Origin of the sequence: Synechococcus sp. FACHB-909 (genome assembly GCF_014698945.1) — a bacterium.
Classification (GTDB): domain Bacteria; phylum Cyanobacteriota; class Cyanobacteriia; order PCC-6307; family Cyanobiaceae; genus Cyanobium.
Map to the genome: position 1 here is coordinate 1 of NZ_JACJTY010000004.1, position 21101 is coordinate 21101.

Genomic DNA, 21101 nt, shown 5'->3' on the forward strand with positions numbered 1-21101 from the left:
AGTGATGCACGAGCGCAACGCTCACAACTTCCCCCTCGACCTGGCTGCTGCCAGCGCCACCCCCGTGGCCCTGACCGCCCCGGCGATCGGCTGATCCAGCCCCTCCGGTTTTCCGTATACGGCGAACCCTCTGCGTAAGCAGGGGGTTTTTTCATGGCGACGCGATCCGGCTGCGCGAGGCTGGGCTTCTCCGTCGCTGTGCCAGCGTGGGCCGGCGGAACTCCGCTGCCGGCGGTTTCCCTCCAGCCCCAGCCTTCGCCCCATGACCGCTGACGCTGGCCCCGATCCCCTGCCCTCCTGGCGCGAGGGCAGCGTCAAGCGACGCCTGCTCGCGTTCGCCCTGGCGGTCAGCACCCCCGGGGACCCCGCCTGGGTGGCGCCCCAGGAGAGGATCGCCGTGTTCGACAACGACGGCACGCTCTGGTCGGAGCAGCCGATGTACGTGCAGCTGGCCTTCGCCCTCCAGCGCGTACGGACTCTGGTGGCGGACCGCCCCGAGCTGGCCCGCCATCCCCTGGTGGCGGCGGCCCTGGACGACGACATCAAGGCCCTGATGGGCCACGGCCTGGAAGGGCTGCTGGAGCTGGCGGCGATCACCCACGCCGGCATGACCGACGCGGCCTTCAGCGACCTGGCCCGCGCCTGGCTGCGGCAGGCCCTCCATCCCCGGCTGGGGGTGCCCTACACCGGGCTCGTCTACCAGCCGATGCTGGAACTGCTGGCGCTCCTGCGGGCCAGGGGGTTCCGCAGCTGGATCGTGACCGGTGGCGGTGTCGAGTTCGTGCGGGTGTTCGCCGAGGAGACCTACGGCATCCCTCCGGAGCGGGTGATCGGCTCGACGCTGCAGCTGCGCTACGGCGAGGAGAACGGCCAGCCGACGGTCTGGCGCGAAGCCATGGTCGATTCCATCAACGACGGGGAGGCCAAGCCGGTGGGGATCGCACGGGCCATCGGCCGGCGCCCGATCGCGGCCTTCGGCAACTCCGACGGCGACCTGGCGATGCTGCGCTGGACCACCGCCGGTCCCGGCCAGCGGCTGGGGTTGCTGCTGCACCACGATGACGGCGAGCGGGAGGTGGCCTACGACCGCGCCTCCCCCTTCGGCCGCCTGGATCAGGGCCTGGAGCTGGCCGGGCGCCACGACTGGAGCCTGGTCAGCCTGCGGCGTGACTGGGACCGGATCTTCCCCTCACCTCCAACCCAGGACTGACCCGGATGCGCAGGCCCTCCTCCACCTGGTACGCACGCCAGAAGCGGCGGCGTGAATCGCCGTTCTTCCGGCTGCTGGACCGCTCCTTCGGTTTCCGGGTCCTGATGGCCGCCGCGCTGTCCTTTGCGTTGCTGGCCGTGGTCAACCGTTTTGAGAACTGCTATGCCAAGGCCGGCCAGGCCGATTGCCTGACCAGCAATTTCCTGGAGATCATCAGCGTCGGCACGGTCGAATCGTTCAGCATCGTCACGGCGGCGATCTTCTATCTGCTCGAAGCCGGGCAGCGCAAGGAGAAAGAGCACCAGGAGATGTTCGAGCTGCTGCTGGCCCAGCGTCAGGCCGGGGCCTCCAACAGCCTGGGCCGCCTGCGGGCCCTGGAGATGCTCTCCGCCGATGGCCTCTGGCAGGACGGCTTCGATCTGGGGGGCGTGGATCTCGAAGGTCTGAGGATCCCGTTCAGCCGTTGGCGCGGTGCCAACTTCTCCGGCACGGTGCTGCGCAACGCCGATTGCCACGGCGCTGATCTGGCCGAGGCGGATTTCAGCCGCGCCGATCTGAGCGGGGCCAATTTTCGTGGCGCCGATCTGCGCGGGGCCAACTTCACCGGGGCCGATCTGAGCCGGACGGATCTGCGGGGCGCCAGGGTCGATGGCGCGGAGTTTCGGGGCGCCCAGCTCAGCCGGACGCTCACGGACGGTCCGCTACCGGGTCAGGAGGCTGAAGCGGGCGCCGAGGAGGGCTGATCCTGGTTCAGGCGACCAGCCTGGTGAGGGCGTCCTGGGGGAGCGAGGCGTTGAGGAAGGAAAGGCCCACGTAGGTGTTGAAGCCGGTGTTTCGCACCCAGCGAACCTTGGAGCGCAGGGTCACCTTCGAGCCGGCGTCGTAGTTGCGGGCTTCGAAGATGACGGTGTCGTCCTCCTGAACGTCCAGGCTGCCCTGACGCAGCACGCAGGCCCCCTGCTCGCTGACATCGCGGAGATTGACGAACACCGATTGCTTCGTGGCCAGGGTGAGGCTCACCGAGACGCCGACAGGGACGTGGTGCCGTGTGCTGGCACGCTTCCCTTCGGGATGCTGATCCTGTGGCATGAAACGGGCACGGCACGCCCCTGCCATGAAGCGCGAACAGGGGTAGTGCCAATTCTAGGTCCGGTTGTTGTCTGCGTCACCACCTCTTCGCCTGGTTTCTGCGATCTGCCGCGATGGGGCCGCCAGAGCATCGGCTAGGGTGAAACGATCCGGCAGAAGCCGGCGAACCTGTTGTTCGCCTTCGTCGGAGCCAGCACCGAGCCGCCCCGCGCTTCCTGGGGTCGGTCCACCAGGTCCAACGTCGGTCCATAAGGTCCAACATCGACTGCCGTGTGCGATTCCCCGCGGGGGATCGGCAGTCTCCCGGTGCGAGATCCATATCCCCCTGTCCACCTTTCCGATGAACACCCTCTCCAGGCGGCCCTCCGCCGCGACCCGCCCCATCCCCGGCCCCGCCGTCTCCGGCCGCGGTCCCCATGCCTACCCCTGCTGCCCTTTGGCGGCCAGGCCGCACCGCCACGACCCGGCCCAGCATCCCCTCACCTGGGAGGACCTGCTCGGCCGCCGCTGAGTCGGGCGGCGGCCACGGCCGGCGCTGACTCAATCGTCGTCGTCGTCACTGTCGCGCCGCTTCTCCAGCACGTAGACGCGGCCGTCGGGCGTCACCAGCCGTTTCCCCTGCTCACGGGAGGCACGCCAGCGATCGCGTGCCTCCGCGGCGCGCCGGGCCTGCCGGGCCGCCTGCCGGGCCTGCCTGGCCTGGGCCGCCCGCACCTTCGGCGCATAGGTGTTGCGGTACCAGTCGTCCTGGACGAACAGGACCGGCACGTTGCAGGCCTGGTACAGCGCGCAGTAGCGGCCCCAGTCGCGGGCCTGCTGGGGGGGCACCCTCAGATAGATGGGCTCGATCGCGGACGGGTTCCAGCGGTCGCTGCCCAAGGGCTGCCAGCCGATCACTGGGCCGTAGCCGAGCACCGGCGGTGGGGCCTGGTTGCCGATGCTGATCCGGCCGTAGTACCCGGACTGCCCCAGGGGCACGGTCAGGGAGGTCTGGGCCTGGACCGGGGCGTAGACGATTCCGGCGCCGCAGACCACCACCAGGGCGGCGTGGAGCAGGCGGGAGGAACGGCTGATCATGGTCGAAGCTCCGTGGCCCCACCAGGAAACCGCCCCCGTATGACTCAGCCCTGACCGGGGCGGGGGCCATCTGTGACCGGACGTGACAGCTCCATGCCGGTGGCGTGGATCCGGGCGAGCCCAGCGGCGGCCCTCACCACCAGGGTGTGGCGCTCCACCAGGGCCGCCAGGTCGTCGTAGCCCCCGCCGATGACGGTGGCCACCGGCAGGCGGCGCCGCAGGGCGGCATCGATCACCAGTCGGTCGCGCCGGTACAGGCCGTCGTCGCTCAGCTCCAGCCGGCCGAGGCGGTCGTCCCGGTGGGGATCGACGCCGGCGTTGTAGAGCACCAGATCCGGACGCACCTGATCCAGCAGATCCGGCAGGGTCCGCTCCAGGGTCCGCAGGTAGGCGTCATCCCCGACGCCGTCCTCCAGGGCCAGGTCGAGGTCGCCCGTCTGCTTGTGCAGGGGGAAGTTGCTGGCGGCGTGCATCGAGAAGGTGAACACCCGGGGGTCGCCGGTGAAGATCGCCGCCGTGCCGTCGCCCTGGTGCACGTCCAGATCCACCACCAGCACCTGCCGCACCAGGCCCTCGTCCAGCAGCACCCGGGCCGCCACGGCGCAGTCGTTGAAGATGCAGAAGCCGCTGCCGTGCAGGGGGAAGGCGTGGTGGGTGCCGCCCGCCAGGTGGCAGGCCAGACCGTGGCGCAGGGCCAGCCGGGCCGTGAGCACGGTGCCCCCCACCGCCAGCCAGCTGCGCCGCACCAGGGGCTCCGACACGGGCAGGCCGATGCGGCGCACCTCCTGGGGGGTCAGCAGCCCCCGGGAAAAGGCCTCGTGGTACTGGCGGCCATGCACCTGCTCCAGCCAGCGGCGCGGCGCCGGCAGGGGCTGGTGGATCTGCTCCGGGCGGGCCAGCTCCAGCTGCTCCAGCCGCTCCTTCAGCAGCCGGAACTTCTGCATCGGGAAGCGATGGCCGCTGGGCAGGGGGACCGCGTAGGCCGGGTGGTAAACCAGCGGAGGCCCCATCAGTCCGGCGACAGCGGCTCCAGCAGACCGTAGGGGGTGTAGCGACGCTCGATCCGGCAGAGGGGGCCGCCGGCGTCCCCCGATTCGATGCTCTCGGATCCGAGGCTCTCCACGCCATGGCGCAGCACCACGCGCCGGCGCCGCTCGCCGTGGACGACGCACAGCTCGGCGATCCAGGGCCACGGTCCCATTCGGTCCATGCCCAGGCTCCAGTGGCCGGAATCGCTGATCTGCATCGCCGCCGGCGGCTCGCTGAAGCGCATCGGCACGACGCGGCCGGTGTTCAGGTAGGTGAGGGCGGCTTCGATCGTGCCGTCCTCATCGCTCACCCGCAGCCGGGTGGGGAAGCGCTCGATCTCGCGGCCGTCGGGGTCGAGCCGGTGGAACAGGCCCTCCCAGCAGCCGCCGTTCGCCTCCAGCAACCTCTGGCGGGGCGGGGCGCTCAAGGGCATGGCCGACGGGACAACGGGATCCAGCATGGCGACAACAGCCCCGCCGGCGCGGGCTGCGCTCGGGGGTCAGCGCTCAGCCGATGGCCAGGGGTCGGCTCTGGGCCTGCCGTGGCGGCGCCGGCAGCCGGGTGCTCACCAGCCAGGCCAGACCCACCAGCAGGGCCGAGCTCCACAGGCAGGCCTGCAGGCCGCCCACCAGGAACAGGGCACCCGAGAGCACCGTGCCGAGCAGGCGGCCGCCGGCGTTGGCCATGTAATAGAAGCCCACGTTCAGGCTCACCGATTCGGCATCGGTGTAGGCCAGGATCATGTAGCTGTGGATCGAGGAATTCATGGCGAACACCACCCCGAAGGCCGCCAGTCCCACCACCACGGCCACACCGGGATTCCCCACCTCGCGCCAGAGGGCGATGGCGATCAGGGCCGGAATGGCGGTGAGCAGTCCGCTCCAGAAGGTCACGGCGGAGACGCCCGGCGGCGCGGTCTGGCCCCAGCGGCGCCGCAGGGCCGGGGCCGATCCCTGCACGAGGCCGTAGCCGATCACCCACAGGCCCATGAAGCCGCCCACCTCCCAGTAGCGCCAGCCGAGGGTGGTCTGCAGGAACACCGGCAGGGCCACCACGAACCAGACATCCCTGGCGCCGAAGAGAAAGAACCGGGCCAGGGAGATGCGATTGATGCCGGGGGACTTGGAGAACAGGGAGCGGAAGGCGGGCTTCTGCTTCATCTGGCCGATCTCCCCGGGCAGCACCAGGGTCAGCAGGAAGGCCAGGAACAGTCCCGCCGCCATGGCGCCCACGGCGGCGTTGAAGCCGATCGTGGCCAGCAGCAGGCCGCCGAGGAAGAAGCCCACCCCCTTGAGGGCGTTCTTGGAGCCGGTGAGGATCGCCACCCACTGGAACAGCTGGCTCTCGCCCTTGTCGTGGTCGTCGGGGGTTTCCGGAACCACGGACTTGATGGCGCTTTTGGCGCTCATCTTGTTGAGATCCTTGGCGATGCCGCTGAGCGCCTGGGCCACCATCACGTAGGCCACGCTCCACCATTTCGGCCAGCTGTCGGCGACGGGCACCAGCATCAGCAGGGCCGCCACCTGCATCAGGGTGCCGGTCCAGAGGGTGAGGCGCAGGCCGAAGCGGGCCCCCAGCCAGCCGCCGCAGAGGTTGGTGATGATGCCGAAGAACTCGTAGAAGAGAAACAGAAAGGCGATCTCCAGCGTGCTGTAGCCCAGCGAGCGGAAGTGGAACACCACCAGCATCCGCAGGGCGCCGTCGGTGAGGGTGAAGCACCAGTAGTTGGCCGTGACGATGGCGTACTGCTGCAGGGCCGTGAGCGGCCGGCCGGAGAGGGTCGGAAGCATCGGCCCCTCACTCCGCCCCGGCGGCGTCCAGGGCGACCACATGGCAAGCCAGATCCGCCATCCGGCAGCTGTAGCCCCACTCGTTGTCGTACCAGGCGTACACCTTCAGCTGGGTGCCGTTGATCACCATCGTCGAGAGGGCATCGACGATCGAACTGCGGCTGTCGTTGAGATAATCCACCGACACCAGGGGCCGCTCCTCGTAGCCCAGGATGCCCAGCAGGGGGCCCGCCGCCGCCGCTGCGAAGGCGCCGTTCACCTCCTCCACCGTCACCTGGCGCTCCAGCTCGAACACCGCATCGGTGAGCGAGGCATTGAGCAGGGGCACGCGCACGGCGTGGCCGTTGAGCTTGCCCTGCAGCGCGGGGAAGATCATCCCGATCGCCTTGGCCGAGCCGGTGGTGGTGGGGATCAGGCTCTGGCTGCAGGAGCGGGCCCGGCGCAGATCGCTCTTGAAGCTGTCGATCACCACCTGGGTGTTGGTGATGTTGTGCAGGGTGGTGATCGAGCCATGGCGGATGCCGAAGCTCTCGTGCACCACCTTCACCACCGGCGCCAGGCAGTTGGTGGTGCAGGAGGCGGCGGTGAGGATCCGGTGCCGTTCCGGCACGTAGGTGCCGTGGTTGATCCCGAAGACGATGTTGGGGATTTCGATGCCGTCCAGCTCGCCCTTCACCGGGCAGGCCACGATCACCCGCTTCACGCCGACCTGGTGCAGGTAGGGGGCGAGGGTTTCGGGGGTCTTGACCTTGCCGCTGCACTCGAGCACCAGCTGCACCCCCGCTTCCTGCCAGGGCACCAGCGCCGGATCGCTGCCCCGCGACCAGCCAACGCGGCTCCCGTCGACCGTGAAGCCGCCGCCGTCGACCTCGGCTGCCACCGGCCGGCTCCAGCGGCCGTGCACCGAGTCGAATTCCAGCAGGTGGGCAGCGCCGGCGGCGTCCCCGGTGCTGTCATTAACGTGAACCAGCTCCAGGCCCGGCCGCCCCCAGAGGGCGCGGAACACCAGGCGACCGATCCGCCCGAACCCGTTGATGCCGATCCTCACAGCGCTTGCCCTGACTGGCCCCACCCTTGCATCAACCAAAGTTGATTGATTTATGGCCGGGTTAAGGACTCCTGTCGCTCCGCCGACCCCCGGCGCTTCTGGGCCGATCGCCAGTGCGCCGGCCCCCCTGGAGGCCGAGGAGGCGCGCCTGCTGCTGCGGGCCCTGGCCGATCCGATCCGTCTGCAGGTGATCGAAGCCCTCGGCGGCGGTGAGCGCTGCGTCTGCGACCTCACCACCGACCTGGGCCTGGCCCAGTCGAAGCTGTCGTTCCACCTCAAGGTGCTGAAGGAAACAGGCCTGCTGGCCGACCGCCAGAGCGGCCGCTGGGTGTACTACCGCCTGCAGCCCCAGGCCCTGGAGCGCCTGCGGGGCTGGCTCGCCGCCCTGGCCGCCAGCTGCACGGCCCCGGCCGAACCCTGCGGCTGAAGGACCCAGCGGCGTCATGCTGGAGCGCAGCACCGGCTCTCCCCATGCTGCGCTTCCTGCTCAACCTGCTCTGGTTCCTGCTGGGCGGCTTCGTGATGGGCCTGGGCTGGTGGCTGGCCGGCCTGGTGGCGGCGATCACGATCGTGGGGATCCCCTGGGCCCGGGCCTGCTTCGTGATCGGCAACTTCTCCTTCTGGCCGTTCGGCTACGAGGCCGTCAGCCGCCGGGAGCTCACCGGCCGCATGGACTTCGGCACCGGTCCGCTGGGCCTGGTCGGCAACGTGATCTGGTTCCTGCTGGCCGGTTGGTGGCTGGCGATCGGCCACCTCAGTTCGGCCCTGGCCTGCTTCGTGTCGATCGTGGGCATCCCCTTCGGCATCCAGCACATCAAGCTGGCCCTGATCGCCCTGGCGCCGATCGGCATGCAGGTGGTGCCGGTGCGGCGCTGAGGGAGGGGTCAAGGCCACGGAGCCCTTGGTCGGATCGAGGGTTACCCCCCCTGCTCGTTCTGGGGGTTGCTGGTTCCTCCCCCCGATTCTGAATGCTCTGGATCCGTCGTTCCTGGTTGTTCTGGATCGGGCGGTGGAGGATCGGTCGATTCGGTCGAAGTGGGGTCTTCCCATGGGTCCGCCCATCGGATATTCACGAATGACTCGACAGCAGCAAGTTGCTTAGCGGCCTCTTGAAAGACCGCTTGGGTTTTCGTGAGTGTCTCAACGCGTTTCCCTAGTTGATCTCGCAATGCAACGGCTCCTCTTCCTCCAATGCTCTGGGTTCTTGAATTATACGGAATGACAGCTAAAACTTCCTTTCCAGAACGAACAGTGAGCGTGCCAAAGCCTAAAGCACTCTTCGCTTTATCTAATTTCCCATCATTGACGGTTACATCCGGATCTGGAATGCCCGCTTGATTAAGCATGGTGGCAAGTTCTGTGACGGGAAATGATTGCTTGTCGGAACTAGGGGTACGTTCTAGGACGGCCAGATACAGTTTGCCAACGGTGTCTTGATTCAATTCTTTTTTAATGTTACTAGATAGCTTCTGGTCATCCCCAATAGTCTCCCCCAAGGCGCCAATCATGCTCTCCATTCTGGCGTCAGAGATCAATGAGGATTGTCTGGCGAAGCTGGCAGGAACAGCCGCAGGCCTTCCGTCGGCGATCCACTGCTCAGACACGGCATCCATCACGCTGTCGAACACTTCACCTTGTGAAGCATTTTTGCCTCCCTGGATCTCCCCTACCTGAGAACCTCCTGCGGTGAAAAGTCCACTCTGTTGTTCGTCCAAAGGTACCTCACGGAAGCCAAGATCCTTAAGAAGTTTAGATACGTCTGCGCGGTCTTGGCCAAAGGTGCTCAAAGCCCCGATGGCTTCCTGCTCTTCAGGCTCTGCTGGGTTCGCAACTTCTTTGAGCCAGCTAACTGCCTTGTTAAGCTCGTCGCTTGAGATGTTTCCGTTTTCTGGGGACAGCACGAGCGGCGAAACGTCATCATTGTTGGAATTGTCTTGATGTTCAAGTTGAATGCCTGTCGCTTGCTCTGCTGACGTATCAGCAGGCGATAAATAGATAATGATCTTAGATTGGAACGCATCTTTGATTTTAGCGATGAAATTAACCGAGCTGATCATGATGGAAGTTCCTCGTCTGGATGGCTGTTATCAAAGTTACTTCGTGACGCCGAGTAATGAACCGAGATTCACAGACTCAATTGTCAATTGGAGCGTCGGGGTGAATACGCTACCGCCATAACCGCCCTCAGCCCCATACGCAATTGGGAGTGAAGTGCTTCCAGCCAACTCGAAGGATTCCAGGGCGTGCTGGCTCGAGACTGAGATTGTTAGCGGTAAGAATGATCCATTCCAAGGGGCCGCTTGCCCCTCTTCCGAAGGTCCTGTTCCACCTTGTCTGGAAATGGTATTAAAGTAATCCCAAGAAATTAGACTGTAAGTGACGTTGATTGTGATGGTATTACCTTCGGTGAAAAGAAGCGCTTCAGGAAGGCCATCATTGAAGTTCGCTGCGAGGGCGGAGGGATCAGACGCTAAGTGAGTGAAGTTGGATTTCGGGATGAGTTTGCAGCCAGAGTCAACAGAAAGATTTATCTCTCCCCACTTAAGGTTACCAACCCAAAAATCTTTAATGTCGATCCGATAGCTTGGTGGTTGAAGCTTTATCTTGAATATCCCGTAAGCGGGTGAGCCTTCCGGCAGCTTGACGAACGCGTATGCTTGGATAGCGTCATGGACACGATCGCGAAGCTCCAGAACAATCTTTGAGTCCTCCGGGTCATGGTAAAAAGGTGGGCCCAAAAGTTGCGAGATGGGCCGCAGGTCCAGGTAGATGGGAACCTTGGGGTCGCCCGTTGGTTTTCCGCCTTTTTCACAACTGGCTCCTCCAGTACAGATGTAGTGATCCTTGCTGTCTTGGACAATGTCCGAGAAGGTGCTCTGCATCTCTTGGTCGGTTGCGCTTGAGGAGCCACCGCCGATGGAGCCACCTGATCCCATGACCTTGACTTTGGCATTCGCTTGCCAGGCTTGTGAATAATTCACACCTTGCTCCACCATCTTGCTCATCTGATCCTCGGAAAGGGAGTATGTGCCCGTACCTTGGCTACCGTAGGTAACGGCATATGCATAATGCGTGCCCCAGGTGTCCAAAAAGTCAGTCAGGACTTGGCCTGACAGCGTGCCGGCCACTAGGTCATCCTGTAGAAGTCCAATCGCTTCTTGGAAGTTGTTGGATAAAGGCAGGTCAATCTTATTGACCACTATAGCGTATTCAGTGTGACTGTACTGGCTCAGGGTGAATGCAGTCTTGTCCGCATGCATGTTGTTGAACTTCGTCATATTTGCATCGGTGCTGTTGTAGCTGAACGATGCTTCAGCTTCAGCAATGCCGTAGCTGACGTCAACGGAGCCAGAAATATTGAAGCCGGTGGTTCGCTTCATCGCGTTCATGAGATCGCGGCTCGTGCTAATCATGGTTGTTAGAGTGTCATCGCTGCTGTAATCTGTGAGGTCGAAAAACCAGCCCCAAGGCATGGAAAGCGCACCTGTTGCTTTCCACCAATTTCTGGAGGGCTTTTGTGGCAAAGCAAACAAATCAATCCTTTCAGTAGCTTCATGCTGATAGTCAATATAGCGGAGCTTTGTGACATTCCAGCTTCCGGTCAGATAGTAGAGTGGCTCGTAATGATCCTGAGGTGTGAAGGAGCTGCCCCAAGGTGAGATGTCATGATCCAGAACTTCGTCCGGAGTCGGCTTCTTCAAGCGATAACAGTTGAGGGAGTTACTGCCTGAGGGAAGATCAGGGTAATGGTCAGTCTCGCTGATGTCCGTTCCGGTGGGGTCAGTCTTGGTGATCAAGAAGCCTTCCACCTCGTCGCCGCAGGCCGGGTCATTAAACGACAGGATCGTCGTACCTGGACTCGGCATAGCTCCGCCATCGCTGCGTAGAATATCGACCCTGTACTTGGCAATCTGCTGTCTAGTTTTGCCATCTTTCCTATATCGAAAACCCGGACCTGGGATGAGTGTAAGCTGACCCAATAGGCGCCCATCTGATACGATGAACTTTTGGCCATTGTCTTCAAGGAAGGTATAATAAGGATAGGATTGATACGTGCCGTGTTTGGATATGTCAACATCTGGAATGTCGAGCTTTTGTGGTTGTGACTTAAAATCGCGAATGGCGTGGCGATATTGTTGATAAACAAGGCCAGCGGGAAAGAATCCATCCCCTTCTTGAGGCTGGCCCTGGGCAGGACTTGTTGTCATGGTCGCCTATTGGACGAATAACGAGAATGATGATGTGACTGTCCGCTGGCCTCTCTGTCATTGTTGTGAGCTGTAACGTGTTGATGGGTTGTGTCAGGTTGCTCCCGGCAAAGCGGCGCAGCTCCTGTCGCAGTGTTTCGATCGCTGTGTATAGGAGGCTGCTGAAAAAGCAGGCCAGCCGCGGCAAAATGTTTTCTTCGTCACTGAGAGCATGTGCGGCCAGCAGGAGCGAACCGGCCCTTTGTTCTCTATCTGCATCTCCACGGGAGCCGCTGTCGCTGGCCCTGATGCTGCAAGTGATCATGGCATTCACTCCGAGCGTATGTCGTAGTCGAAGGCTTCTGTTCAGCCGTAGGAACAGGCGGACGACGACCTGCTGTTTGGATGGTTTGTCGGGCGCAATTCCGATGCCCCGCTGTGGCACCCGACCACGGTCTCCATCAACCGAAACTGGCTGCTCAACGAGGCCCTCGTGGCCGGCTCCCTGGATCTGCTTCTGGCTACATCGGAGGCCAAGCCATTGGCGAGCTCTGAGCATGGATCGATGCATGGCAGCCTGCTGCGGCTCTCCCACCCACCAGATTGACCGCTCCAGCCGAAAGGGGGTAGACGCCGTCGTCCCTGAAGGAGCCGGTCGCCTGCCCCGTCCGCCCTACGGGCGGCGCCCCATCCATCCAGGCCAGGAAGCGGATAGGGCAGGAGTTCGCCTGGAACTGGCCGACATGGGTAGGAGCGGTGTTGCGGCTGCATATTGTGGCCGACCACCTGTTCCGCCTGGCCTGCAGGTGGTGCCGGTGCGGCGCCAGTCCAGCACTGGAGCCAGGCCCAGAGCGGCGACGGCCTGTCGCATCAGGCCGTTGAAGCTGGCCAGCTGGGAGCAACGGCTTTGCAGGGCCACCGCCAGGTGCAGGGCATCACCGGCGCGCAAGCCGAGAGCGGGATCCTGCAGCAGTCGCTCGACATGCTCTCCTGCGGCGGTGCGGGCCTCCGGGCTGAGGCCGTGGTGGCGCTGCTTGAGGCCCAGGGCGCTGTGGGTTTCGGTGATCAGCCAGTCGCTGCTGATCAGCGTGTCGCGGCACTGCTCCAGCCATTCCAGTGCCCGTGGGCTGGACGCTTCCGGGTTCAGCAGGGCGACCACGACGCAGGTGTCCAGGTAGATCACGGCGGGCATGGCCTCACCAGCGCTCCTGGGCCCGGCACGGTTCGATCACCGAAGGGGTGATCGGCATGGTGGCCTGAAGCTGGCGCAGGTCGGCGGCCAGCGCACGGCGGTCCAGCCGTTGCAGGGGCTCCAGGCTCAGTCGGCCGTCGGGTCCGACGACGATTTCGATCGGGTCACCTTCCCGCAGGCCGGGCTGCGGGTGACCGGACCCGGGAGGAGGGGGCTGGGAGGAGGCCAAGGCGCCCATGCCAGTCGGCGCCGGTTAACAGTAGATACACAACTCTACGTGGCTTGATCGGGCTTGAAGCCCAGGATCCCCACCCGTTTCTGCCAACGCCCCCTGATGGATTCGAACCATCGACCGGCTGCTTAGAAGGCAGCTGCTCTATCCAGCTGAGCTAAGGGAGCACGGTGCGCATTGTGCCAGCGTTCGGCGGCCAGGCCACTCCGGTAGCCCCCCCTACAGTGGACGACCGCGCTTGAACCGTTCCATGGCCGCCACCCGGCTCAGCGACAGCCAGAAAACCGAGCTGGTTGGGCGATTCCGGGAGGGTTCCAGCAGCCAGCAGCTGGCGGACAGCTACGGCTGCAGCGCCAACACGGTCATCCGCGTCGTTCGCACGGAGCTCGGCGACGAGGAGTACGAGCGCCTCAAGGCGGAGCGCTCCCGCCGGCGCAGCCGCACAGCCACAGGTGATGGCGACCCGGCCGCCGCCCCGGAAGCCCTGCAGACGGCCCTCGCCATCAGCACCCCCGAGCCGGAAGCGCCGGCTGAGCCGGAGCCCGCCCTGGAGCCCGCCCCCGAGGCGACCACCACCACGGCACGCAGGACCATCCCCGCCCCGCCCCGCCGCCTGACGGTGGCGGCCCCGGCGCGTGCCGAGGCGGTGGCGGAGGACGGTCCTGCGGTGCTGGCCATCGAGGATGCCGACGACTTCGGTGCCGATGACGACGATCTGCTCACCAGCGACGACGGCGACGACGAGGGCTCCGACGACGGCACCGACGGGTCGATCAATCCCTTCCAGCCGATCCCCGTGGTGCTGCTCGATGACGGCGCCCCGGCGGGGGCCGACGGCCGGCTCCAGCCCCTGGCCAGCGCCGCCCTGCCCTCCAGCGCCTACATGCTGGTCGACAAGACCGTGGAACTGCAGGCCCGGCCCCTGAGCGAGTTCCCGGAGCTGGGCCGGCTGCCGGACGCCGAGCTGGAGCGCCAGGCCCTGGTGGTGTTCCTCAACCCCCGCCAGGCCAAGCGCCAGTGCGGCCGCACCCAGCGGGTGATCAAGGTGCCCGACCTCAAGGTGTTCGAGCTCACCGCCCCCTACCTGCTGGCCCAGGGCATCAGCCGGGTGGTGATCGAGGGTTCCCTCTACGCCCTTCCCGGCAGCTGAGGCCTCAGCCCTCGTCGGCCGGGCCGTTGCCGGGCAGCAGCAGGGCGGCGCTGGCACCGCCGCTGATCACCCCCAGCACCAGGGCCACGCCCACGATGAAGCCCGCCGGCAGCGGGGCGCTGCGGGCAAAGCCGAAGCGCAGCTGGGGCCGCACCTCCAGGTTCTGGGCCCCGAGGCAGAGCAGGGTCAGCAGCAGGGTGCCGCCCAGCAGGCTGCCGCACAGGAGGCGCAGGCGCAGAAGCATCGGGGGGTCGCAGGGCCGGCTGCCTCAGTCTGACGGCTCGCGGTGCAGCAGGGCATAGAGGTCCCGGCGGCTGTGGCCGCTGCGCTCGGCCAGGGTGCGGGCGGCTTCCCGGTTGCTGAGGCCGCCCGCCACCAGCTCCCCAAGGGCGCGGCGCAGGTCGGCCTCGTCCCAGACGGGGGCCGCCGCCGGCGGGGCGCCGCCCAACACCAGGGTGCATTCCCCCTGGGGCGGGGTGCGTTGGAAGTGCGCCAGGGCCGCCGCCACCGTGGGGCCCACCTGCTCCTCGTGGCGCTTGGTGAGCTCCCGCGCCACCTGCAGGGGCCGGTCGCCGAGCACCGCCAGCAGGTCCTCGAGCAGGGCCAGCAGCCGGTGGGGGGCTTCAAACAGCACCATCGTGCGCTCCTCGGCGGCCAGGGCCTCCAGCCGCTGGCGTCGGGGGCCGCCCTTCGGCGGCAGGAAGCCCTCGAAGCAGAAGCGGCCCGAGGGCAGGCCGCTGCTCACCAGGGCGGTGGTGACGGCGCTGGGGCCGGGAACGCAGATCACCTGGCGCCCAGCGGCCCGGGCGGCGGCCGCCAGCTCCTGGCCGGGATCCGACACCCCCGGCAGGCCGGCATCACTGATCACGGCGATCGCTTCGCCCGCCTCCAGGGCCGCCAGCAGCTGGGGGATGCGGGCCGTCTGGTTGTGCTGGTGGAAGCTCAGCAGCGGCGCCTTGATGCCGAGGTGGTGCAGCAGCAGGCCGCTGCGGCGGGTGTCCTCGCAGGCGACCCGGTCGGCCCCCGCCAGCACCCGCCGGGCCCGGGGGGAGAGGTCGTCGAGGTTGCCGATGGGGGTGCCCACCAGATAGAGAACGCCGGCGGCGGGTTCGTGCTCCTGCACTGATTCCTGCACAATGCCGTTTTCCGGTCTCCATGATGCCGTCTTCCTTCGCCCTGCCCGACGGCGTCGGCCGTGAGCCCCTGCTGGCGGAACTGCGCCGGCTGGCCTGGGGGGCGGCCGACATCCTGCGGGCCTATGCCCGCGGCGAGCAGCCCCCCTACGGCTTCCCGCCGGCCATGAGCGTCGACCACGGCGGCGAGGGGCCGGTCTCGGCGGCGGATCTGGCGGTCAACCGCTGGCTGCTCGACGGCCTGGCGGCGGCCTTCCCGGCCGCGGGCTGGACCTTGCTGAGCGAGGAGACCGCCGCCGAGATGCTGGTGCCGGGCCAGCCCCTGGACGCCGAGTGGCTGTGGATCCTCGATCCGCTCGATGGCACCAAGGACTTCCTGCAGGGCACCGGCGAGTACGCCGTCCACCTGGCCCTGGTGCACGACCAGCGGCCCGTGCTGGGGGTGGTGCTGCTGCCGGAGCCGGAGGAGCTCTGGTTCGGGCTGGTGGGGGCGGGCGACGCCGGCACGGGCGGTGAGGCCTGGCGCGAGAACCGGGCTGGTGAGCGCACCCCCGCCACCCTCAGCGGCCGCGGCGAGGAGCTGGTGCTGGTGGCCAGCCGCAACCACCGCGACGACCGCCTGGAGCAGTTGCTGGCCCAGCTGCGGCCGGCCCGCAGTACGGCGATCGGCAGCGTCGGCGGCAAGGTGGCCACGATCCTGCGGGGGGAGGCCGACCTCTACATCTCCCTGTCGGGCCGCAGTGCCCCCAAGGACTGGGACATGGCCGCCCCGGAGGCGGTGCTGGTCGCCGCCGGCGGCGCCTTCAGCCATGCCGATGGCCGGCCCCTCACCTACAACAGCGGCGACGTGCGCCAGGCGGGCTGCCTGATCGCCAGCCACGGCCCGGCCCACGCCGATCTCTGCCGCCGGGCGGCGGCGGCGATGGCGCTGATCGATCCGGGTTTCGCCGTCTGAGCGGGGGCCCGGCCGCACGGCCAGGCCCCCGCAGCGATCAGACCGCCGCCGGCTCCTGTTGGGGAACGCCCCGCAGGGTGAGGTTGATGCGGCCGCGGTTGTCGATCTCCCGCACCCGCACCGTCACCTGGTCGCCGACGTTGACCACATCCTCCACCTTCTCGACCCGGGCTTCGGAGAGCTGGGAGATGTGGATCATCCCCTCCTTGCCGGGCAGGATCTCGACGAAGGCACCGATCGGGATCACCCGGGTGACCGAACCGTTGAACACCTCCCCTTCGCTGACGCGACGGGTGAGGCCCTCGATGATGCGCTGGGCCTCCTCGGCGGCGGCGCCGTCATGGCTGGCGATCGTGACGATGCCGCCGTCCTCGATGTCGATCTTGGTGTTGGTGCGCTCGGTGATGCCCTTGATGGTGCGGCCGCCGGGGCCGATCACCGTGCCGATCAGTTCCGGATCGATGCGGAAGCTGAGCAGGCGCGGGGCGTGGGGGGAGAGGACGTCGCGGGGCTTGTCGATGGCCTCGAGCATCTTGCCGAGGATGTGCAGCCGGGCCGGACGGGCCTGGTTGATCGCGTCGGCGATGGTCTTGACGGCCAGGCCGGAGATCTTCATGTCCATCTGCAGGGCGGTGATTCCCTTCTCGGTGCCGGCCACCTTGAAGTCCATGTCGCCGAGGAAGTCCTCGATGCCCTGGATGTCGGTGAGGATCCGCACCTCCTCGCCCTCCTTGATCAGACCCATGGCCGCGCCGCTCACCGGAGCCGCCAGGGGCACGCCGGCGTCCATCAGGGCCAGGGTGCTGCCGCAGACCGAGCCCATCGAGGTGGAGCCGTTGGAGCTGAGGCACTCCGAGACCACCCGCAGCACGTAGGGGAAGCTCTCCTTGGAGGGCAGCACGGGGATCAGGGCCCGCTCGGCGAGGGCGCCGTGGCCGATCTCCCGCCGACCGGGGGAGCGCATCGGCCGCGTCTCACCGACCGAATAGGGGGGGAAGTTGTAGTGGTGCAGGTAGGTCTTCTCGCTGATGGGGTTGAGGTCGTCCATCTCCTGGGCGTCGCTCGGGGTGCCGAGGGTGGCGCAGGAGAGCACCTGGGTGAGTCCCCGCTGGAACAGGCCCGTCCCGTGCACCCGCTTGGGCAGCACGCCGACGGCCGCCTGGATGGGACGCACCTCGTCGAGGCTGCGGCCATCGACCCGCTTGCCCTCGACGATGATCTGCTGGCGCATCAGTTTCTTGGTGAGGCCCTTGTAGGTGTTGCCCAGCAGCTTGCCGTTGCTGCTCACGGCCACCTTGATCGGGTCCTCGCCGCCGAGGGCGGCGATCTTCTCGCCCACCTCGGCCTTGATGGCGTCGAGTTTCTCGTCCCGTTCGGCCTTGGTCTGGCCGAACTGCTTGAGCACCTCACCGATGCCCTTGGCGCATTCCTTCTCCAGGAACTCGGGCAGGGCGGGGTCTTCGCTGCGCTCCTCGGGCAGCACCTGCTCGATGCCGAGCTCCTTGAGCAGGGCCAGCTGGGCACGGATCAGTTCGCCCACGGCTTCGTAGCCGAAGTCGATGGCCTCGATCACGTCCTGTTCGGGCAGCTGGTTGGCGCCCGCTTCCACCATCACCACGCCGGATGGGGTGCCGGCGACCACCAGGTCGAGCTCGCTGCGCTCGATCTCGCGGAAGCTGGGGTTGAGCACGAAGTCGTCACCCAGCAGGCCCACGCGCACGGCGGCCATGGGGCCCATGAAGGGGATCTTCGCCAGCAGGGTGGCCATCGAAGCGCCGGTCACGGCGAGCACGTCGGGCGGAACCCGCTCATCGAGAGACATGCAGGTGGCGACGATCTGCAGGTCGTCCCGCAGCCAGCCCGGGAACAGGGGCCGCATCGGCCGGTCGATCAGGCGGCAGGTGAGGATGGCCCGCTCGGGGGGGCGGGCCTCACGGCGAAAGAAGCTGCCCGGGATGCGCCCGGCGGCGTAGAGACGCTCCTCGTAATCGCAGATCAGCGGCAGGAAATCGATGCCTTCCCGGCCTTTCGAGCGGGTGGCGGTGACCAGAATCGCTGTATCGCCGCATTCCACCATCACCGAGCCCCCGGCCTGGGGCGCAAATCGGCCGCTGGTCAGCCGGATCTCCCGACCATCGAAGGAGATCGACTGAGTGTGTCCTTGCACTGGGCGTTATGTCCGTTTTGTTGTCGCCGACCATTCTCGCATCCGCCGTTCCAGGCCATGAAGAAGGCGCCCTCGCGGGGCGCCTGATGCGACCGAAAGCCGTTGCGGCGGCTGAGCTGGAGCCCCCGGCTCACCAGCTGGACTTGACCACGCCGGGAAGCTCACCCTTGTGGGCGCGCTCGCGCAGCTGGTTGCGGCAGAGGCCGAAATCGCGGTAGTAGCCGCGGGGCTTGCCGGTGGCCCAGCAGCGGTTGCGGATGCGGTTGGGGGCGCTGTTGCGGGGCAGCGACTGCAGCTTGCGGTGGATCTCCAGGCGCTCCATCGGATCGCCGGCCGCATCGAAGGCCTCCTTGAGGGCAGCACGGCGCGCTGCGAAGCGCTCCACGATCTTGCGGCGCTTCACGTCACGCGCGATCATCGACTTCTTCGCCATGCGGCCGGAGGAGGGGGAAACTTCAGCCCGCCATCGTACCGTCTGGCCCGCCCCGTCCAGCCAGGCCGACCCGGGTCAGGGGCCCGGGTGGCTGGGGCAGAGGTCGGCCAGGCCGCAGCCGGCGCAGCGGGGCTTGCGGGCCACGCAGACGGCCCGGCCATGGAAGATCAGCCGGATCGAGAGGGTCTCCCACTCCGGCCGCGGCACCAGCTTCATCAGGTCTGGTTCGATCTTCTTCGGGTCGCTGTGGCGGGTGAGGCCGAGCCGGTTGGCCAGCCGTTTCACGTGGGTGTCGACGGTGACGCCGGCGTTGATGCCGAAGGCGTGGGCCAGCACCACGTTGGCGGTCTTGCGGGCCACCCCCGGCAGGGGCAGCAGCTCCTCCATCGATGCCGGCACGTCCCCGCCGTGGCGTTCCATCAGCAGCCGGGAGGCGGCCACGATGTGCTTCGCCTTGTTGCGGTAGAAGCCGGTCGACTGCACGTAGGGCTCCACGGCGTCGCTCTCGACGGCGGCGGCGGCGGCGGCATCGGGGAACCGCTCGAACAGGGCCGGGGTCACCTTGTTGACCCGCTCATCGGTGCACTGGGCCGAGAGCATGGTGGCCACCAGCAGCTCCCAGGGGGTGCGCCAGTCGAGGGAGCAGGTGGCCTCCGGGTAGAGGACGCCGAGCCGCTCGAGGATCAGGGGCGCCCGGGTGCGGGGGCTGGGGAAGCGGGGCACCTCAGCGGCTGAGCAGCTGCTGGATGGCGGGCAGCTGGCTGGTGTCCTTGACGATCAGCACCAGGGAAAGGCCCACCAGGAAGACGAAGCCCGACTGCATGAAGGCCATCTGGTAGCGGTCGGCCAGGGGCCGGCCCCGCACCCCCTCCAGCAGCAGCAGGGCGAACTGGCCGCCGTCCAGCAGGGGCAGGGGCAGGGCGTTGAGCACCGCCAGGTTGATCGAGATCAGGGCGGTGAACAGGAACAGGCTGCTGCCCCCCTGGCTGGCCAGGGAGGCCCCCATCTCGACGATCTTCACCGGCCCCGACACCTGCGGAGCGGTTTCGCCGAAGTGGGTGAGCAGGGTGCCGAAGCCCTCCACGGTGCGGCGGGTGAGCACCATGAAGTCGTGGTTGGCCTGCAGGATCGGCTCCAGCGGGCTGGTGGGTGCCCGGAAGGATTCAGTGCCGTTCGGCTGCAGCTGGGCGCCGATGCGGCCGATGCCGCTTATGTCGGTGGGGGTGAGGGGCAGTTGCAGGAGGGTGCCGTTGCGGTCGGCCTGCAGGCGCAGGGTGCGGCCGGGGGCGTCCTTGATGCGCTCCACCAGGGCCATCACCGCGTCCTGGCCGCCGGCCAGGGGGGTGCCATCGACCGCCACGATGCGATCGCCGGGCTGGAGGCCGGAGCCGGCCGCCGCCTGGCCGGGCTGCACGGCGGCCACCACCACACCGGGGGTGGTGCTGAAGCCGGAGGGGATGCCGAGCACCAGCCCCTGGGCGAGCAGCACGCTCCAGGCCAGCAGCAGGTTGGCGATCACGCCGGCGGCGATCACCAGGGCCCGCTGGGGCAGGGGCCGGTTGCCCATCAGATCGGGATCGTCGGCGGCGATGGTGCTGTCGTCCTCGTCGTCGGGGAAGGCCACGAAACCACCCAGGGGGATGGCCCGCAGGGCGAACAGGACGCCGCGCCGCTTGCGCTGGATCAGGGCGGGCCCGAAGCCGATCGAGAACCCGCTGACCCGGATGCCCTGCCAGGTGGCGGCGAAGAAGTGGCCGGCCTCGTGCACCACGATCAGGCCCGCCAGGATCGCCAGCGCCGTCAGTACACCCATTCAGTTTTCCGGCTCTATTTGGCCCCATTCTGCGGGAACCGCCGCGGCACCGGGACGCTGGCGCTGCCGGAGGGGAGGGATAGCATGCCTTTGTCGATGGGCGGGTCTGCCTGCATGGCCGAGCAACAGACCGGTGGGCAACCAGCCGGTGAGCAACCGACCGGTGAAGAGCCTGAAGAACTGCGCACCTCCCTGCGCCACGCCCTGCCCGGGGGTGTCTCGGCCAGCATCAGGCTGTCCACGGGCCGCACGGTCTATGTGACGGTGGGCGACGTCAGCCGCACGGGCGCCTGCGTGGTGCGCCGGGGATCCCTCGAGGTGACGGCCGATGAGGAGGTGCTGCTCGACATCAGCGACTACGAGCAGCACCAGAGCGTCTCCCTGCCGGCGCGGGTCCAGTGGGTGAACAGCCGCAGCTACAACACCCTGGTCGGGCTGGCGTTCAGCGATGGCCCCCTGCTGCCCGGCACCATGCTCGACCAGTACTTCGACCAGACCCTGCAGACGCGCGGCAGCGTCGACGGCTGAGCCCGGAGGGCGAAATCGTTGCCGACCCTTCCGCAGCCCCGTGCTGCCTGCGCCCTCCGTGCTTAGGA

The 21101-nt window shown here is 67.0% G+C and carries 24 protein-coding genes and 1 tRNA gene; 8 read left to right on the forward strand and 17 right to left on the reverse strand.

The features are described from left to right. Positions 1-262 precede the first annotated feature (262 nt). Positions 263-1210 carry an HAD family hydrolase gene (locus H6G99_RS07680; protein WP_190610856.1) on the forward strand — a complete coding sequence of 316 codons (948 nt, stop codon included), beginning with the start codon at positions 263-265 and terminating at the stop codon, positions 1208-1210. Positions 1211-1215: 5 nt separating this feature from the next. Continuing rightward, on the forward strand, positions 1216-1953 hold the full coding sequence (locus tag H6G99_RS07685; RefSeq protein WP_190610858.1) for a pentapeptide repeat-containing protein: 738 nt from the start codon (positions 1216-1218) through the stop codon (positions 1951-1953). A gap of 7 nt (positions 1954-1960) precedes the next feature. On the opposite strand, the gene H6G99_RS07690 is transcribed toward H6G99_RS07685, so the two are convergent. Next, on the reverse strand, positions 1961-2299 hold the full coding sequence (locus H6G99_RS07690; protein WP_190610860.1) for a PilZ domain-containing protein: 339 nt from the start codon (positions 2297-2299) through the stop codon (positions 1961-1963). 340 nt (positions 2300-2639) lie between these two features. On the opposite strand from H6G99_RS07690, the gene H6G99_RS07695 reads away from it, so the two are divergent. After that, the gene (locus tag H6G99_RS07695; RefSeq protein ID WP_190610862.1) at positions 2640-2810 is read left to right on the forward strand and encodes a hypothetical protein; all 171 of its coding nucleotides are present in this window, start codon (positions 2640-2642) and stop codon (positions 2808-2810) included. A 29-nt stretch (positions 2811-2839) separates the two neighbouring features. Here the strand turns inward: H6G99_RS07695 and H6G99_RS07700 are convergent, their stop codons facing one another. The 5 genes from H6G99_RS07700 to H6G99_RS07720 all read right to left on the reverse strand — a co-directional run bounded on the left by H6G99_RS07700 (position 2840) and on the right by H6G99_RS07720 (position 7243). After that, entirely contained in the window at positions 2840-3376 is a 537-nt protein-coding gene (locus H6G99_RS07700; protein ID WP_190610863.1) for a hypothetical protein, read from the reverse strand. 44 nt (positions 3377-3420) lie between these two features. Then, positions 3421-4386, reverse strand: a complete 966-nt coding sequence (locus H6G99_RS07705) for a histone deacetylase family protein (RefSeq protein WP_190610865.1) — start codon at positions 4384-4386, stop codon at positions 3421-3423. After that, a complete protein-coding gene (locus tag H6G99_RS07710) occupies positions 4386-4832 on the reverse strand; it encodes a DUF3598 family protein (RefSeq protein WP_190610866.1) in 447 nt (148 codons plus the stop codon). The genes H6G99_RS07705 and H6G99_RS07710 overlap by 1 nt, the downstream gene beginning before the upstream one ends. A gap of 79 nt (positions 4833-4911) precedes the next feature. Beyond that, positions 4912-6195, reverse strand: coding sequence for an organoarsenical effux MFS transporter ArsJ (arsJ, locus tag H6G99_RS07715; RefSeq protein WP_190610868.1), 1284 nt, complete (start codon positions 6193-6195; stop codon positions 4912-4914). A gap of 7 nt (positions 6196-6202) precedes the next feature. Beyond that, entirely contained in the window at positions 6203-7243 is a 1041-nt protein-coding gene (locus H6G99_RS07720) for an ArsJ-associated glyceraldehyde-3-phosphate dehydrogenase (RefSeq protein WP_190610870.1), read from the reverse strand. Positions 7244-7295: 52 nt separating this feature from the next. On the opposite strand from H6G99_RS07720, the gene H6G99_RS07725 reads away from it, so the two are divergent. Further along, positions 7296-7670 carry an ArsR/SmtB family transcription factor gene (locus H6G99_RS07725; RefSeq protein ID WP_190610872.1) on the forward strand — a complete coding sequence of 125 codons (375 nt, stop codon included), beginning with the start codon at positions 7296-7298 and terminating at the stop codon, positions 7668-7670. A 44-nt stretch (positions 7671-7714) separates the two neighbouring features. Next, on the forward strand, positions 7715-8119 hold the full coding sequence (locus H6G99_RS07730; protein WP_190610873.1) for a YccF domain-containing protein: 405 nt from the start codon (positions 7715-7717) through the stop codon (positions 8117-8119). Between the two features lie 41 nt (positions 8120-8160). Here H6G99_RS07730 and H6G99_RS07735 read toward each other — a convergent pair whose 3' ends face one another. The 5 genes from H6G99_RS07735 to H6G99_RS07755 form a co-directional block, all read right to left on the reverse strand. Beyond that, positions 8161-9300, reverse strand: a complete 1140-nt coding sequence (locus H6G99_RS07735; RefSeq protein WP_190610875.1) for a hypothetical protein — start codon at positions 9298-9300, stop codon at positions 8161-8163. 36 nt (positions 9301-9336) lie between these two features. Then, the gene (locus H6G99_RS07740) at positions 9337-11451 is read right to left on the reverse strand and encodes an MAC/perforin domain-containing protein (protein ID WP_190610877.1); all 2115 of its coding nucleotides are present in this window, start codon (positions 11449-11451) and stop codon (positions 9337-9339) included. A 652-nt stretch (positions 11452-12103) separates the two neighbouring features. Then, positions 12104-12622: a type II toxin-antitoxin system VapC family toxin gene (locus H6G99_RS07745; RefSeq protein WP_199297067.1), complete on the reverse strand. Its 519-nt coding sequence runs from the start codon at positions 12620-12622 to the stop codon at positions 12104-12106. A gap of 4 nt (positions 12623-12626) precedes the next feature. Further along, complete coding sequence (locus H6G99_RS07750; RefSeq protein ID WP_190610879.1) at positions 12627-12860, reverse strand: hypothetical protein; 234 nt, start codon at positions 12858-12860, stop codon at positions 12627-12629. Between the two features lie 87 nt (positions 12861-12947). Further along, positions 12948-13021 (reverse strand) — tRNA-Arg (locus H6G99_RS07755). Between the two features lie 83 nt (positions 13022-13104). On the opposite strand from H6G99_RS07755, the gene H6G99_RS07760 reads away from it, so the two are divergent. Further along, positions 13105-14004: a hypothetical protein gene (locus H6G99_RS07760; protein ID WP_190610880.1), complete on the forward strand. Its 900-nt coding sequence runs from the start codon at positions 13105-13107 to the stop codon at positions 14002-14004. A gap of 4 nt (positions 14005-14008) precedes the next feature. Here H6G99_RS07760 and H6G99_RS07765 read toward each other — a convergent pair whose 3' ends face one another. Both H6G99_RS07765 and rsmI read right to left on the reverse strand, forming a co-directional pair. Beyond that, a complete protein-coding gene (locus H6G99_RS07765) occupies positions 14009-14248 on the reverse strand; it encodes a hypothetical protein (protein ID WP_094586156.1) in 240 nt (79 codons plus the stop codon). 24 nt (positions 14249-14272) lie between these two features. Further along, positions 14273-15127 (reverse strand): 16S rRNA (cytidine(1402)-2'-O)-methyltransferase, encoded by an 855-nt coding sequence (rsmI, locus tag H6G99_RS07770; protein ID WP_353617196.1) that lies wholly within the window; start codon positions 15125-15127, stop codon positions 14273-14275. 32 nt (positions 15128-15159) lie between these two features. On the opposite strand from rsmI, the gene H6G99_RS07775 reads away from it, so the two are divergent. Continuing rightward, positions 15160-16092 carry a 3'(2'),5'-bisphosphate nucleotidase CysQ family protein gene (locus tag H6G99_RS07775; RefSeq protein ID WP_190610884.1) on the forward strand — a complete coding sequence of 311 codons (933 nt, stop codon included), beginning with the start codon at positions 15160-15162 and terminating at the stop codon, positions 16090-16092. 37 nt (positions 16093-16129) lie between these two features. Here the strand turns inward: H6G99_RS07775 and H6G99_RS07780 are convergent, their stop codons facing one another. From H6G99_RS07780 to rseP, 4 genes are all read right to left on the reverse strand, one after another. After that, positions 16130-18259, reverse strand: coding sequence for a polyribonucleotide nucleotidyltransferase (locus H6G99_RS07780; RefSeq protein ID WP_094586153.1), 2130 nt, complete (start codon positions 18257-18259; stop codon positions 16130-16132). A gap of 130 nt (positions 18260-18389) precedes the next feature. Continuing rightward, positions 18390-18692, reverse strand: coding sequence for a 30S ribosomal protein S14 (gene rpsN, locus H6G99_RS07785; protein ID WP_043325519.1), 303 nt, complete (start codon positions 18690-18692; stop codon positions 18390-18392). Between the two features lie 75 nt (positions 18693-18767). After that, entirely contained in the window at positions 18768-19415 is a 648-nt protein-coding gene (nth, locus tag H6G99_RS07790) for an endonuclease III (RefSeq protein ID WP_190610886.1), read from the reverse strand. Position 19416: 1 nt separating this feature from the next. Beyond that, positions 19417-20505 (reverse strand): RIP metalloprotease RseP, encoded by a 1089-nt coding sequence (gene rseP, locus H6G99_RS07795; protein ID WP_190610888.1) that lies wholly within the window; start codon positions 20503-20505, stop codon positions 19417-19419. Between the two features lie 114 nt (positions 20506-20619). On the opposite strand from rseP, the gene H6G99_RS07800 reads away from it, so the two are divergent. Continuing rightward, entirely contained in the window at positions 20620-21033 is a 414-nt protein-coding gene (locus tag H6G99_RS07800; protein WP_158219557.1) for a PilZ domain-containing protein, read from the forward strand. The last annotated feature ends 68 nt before the right edge of the window (positions 21034-21101 follow it).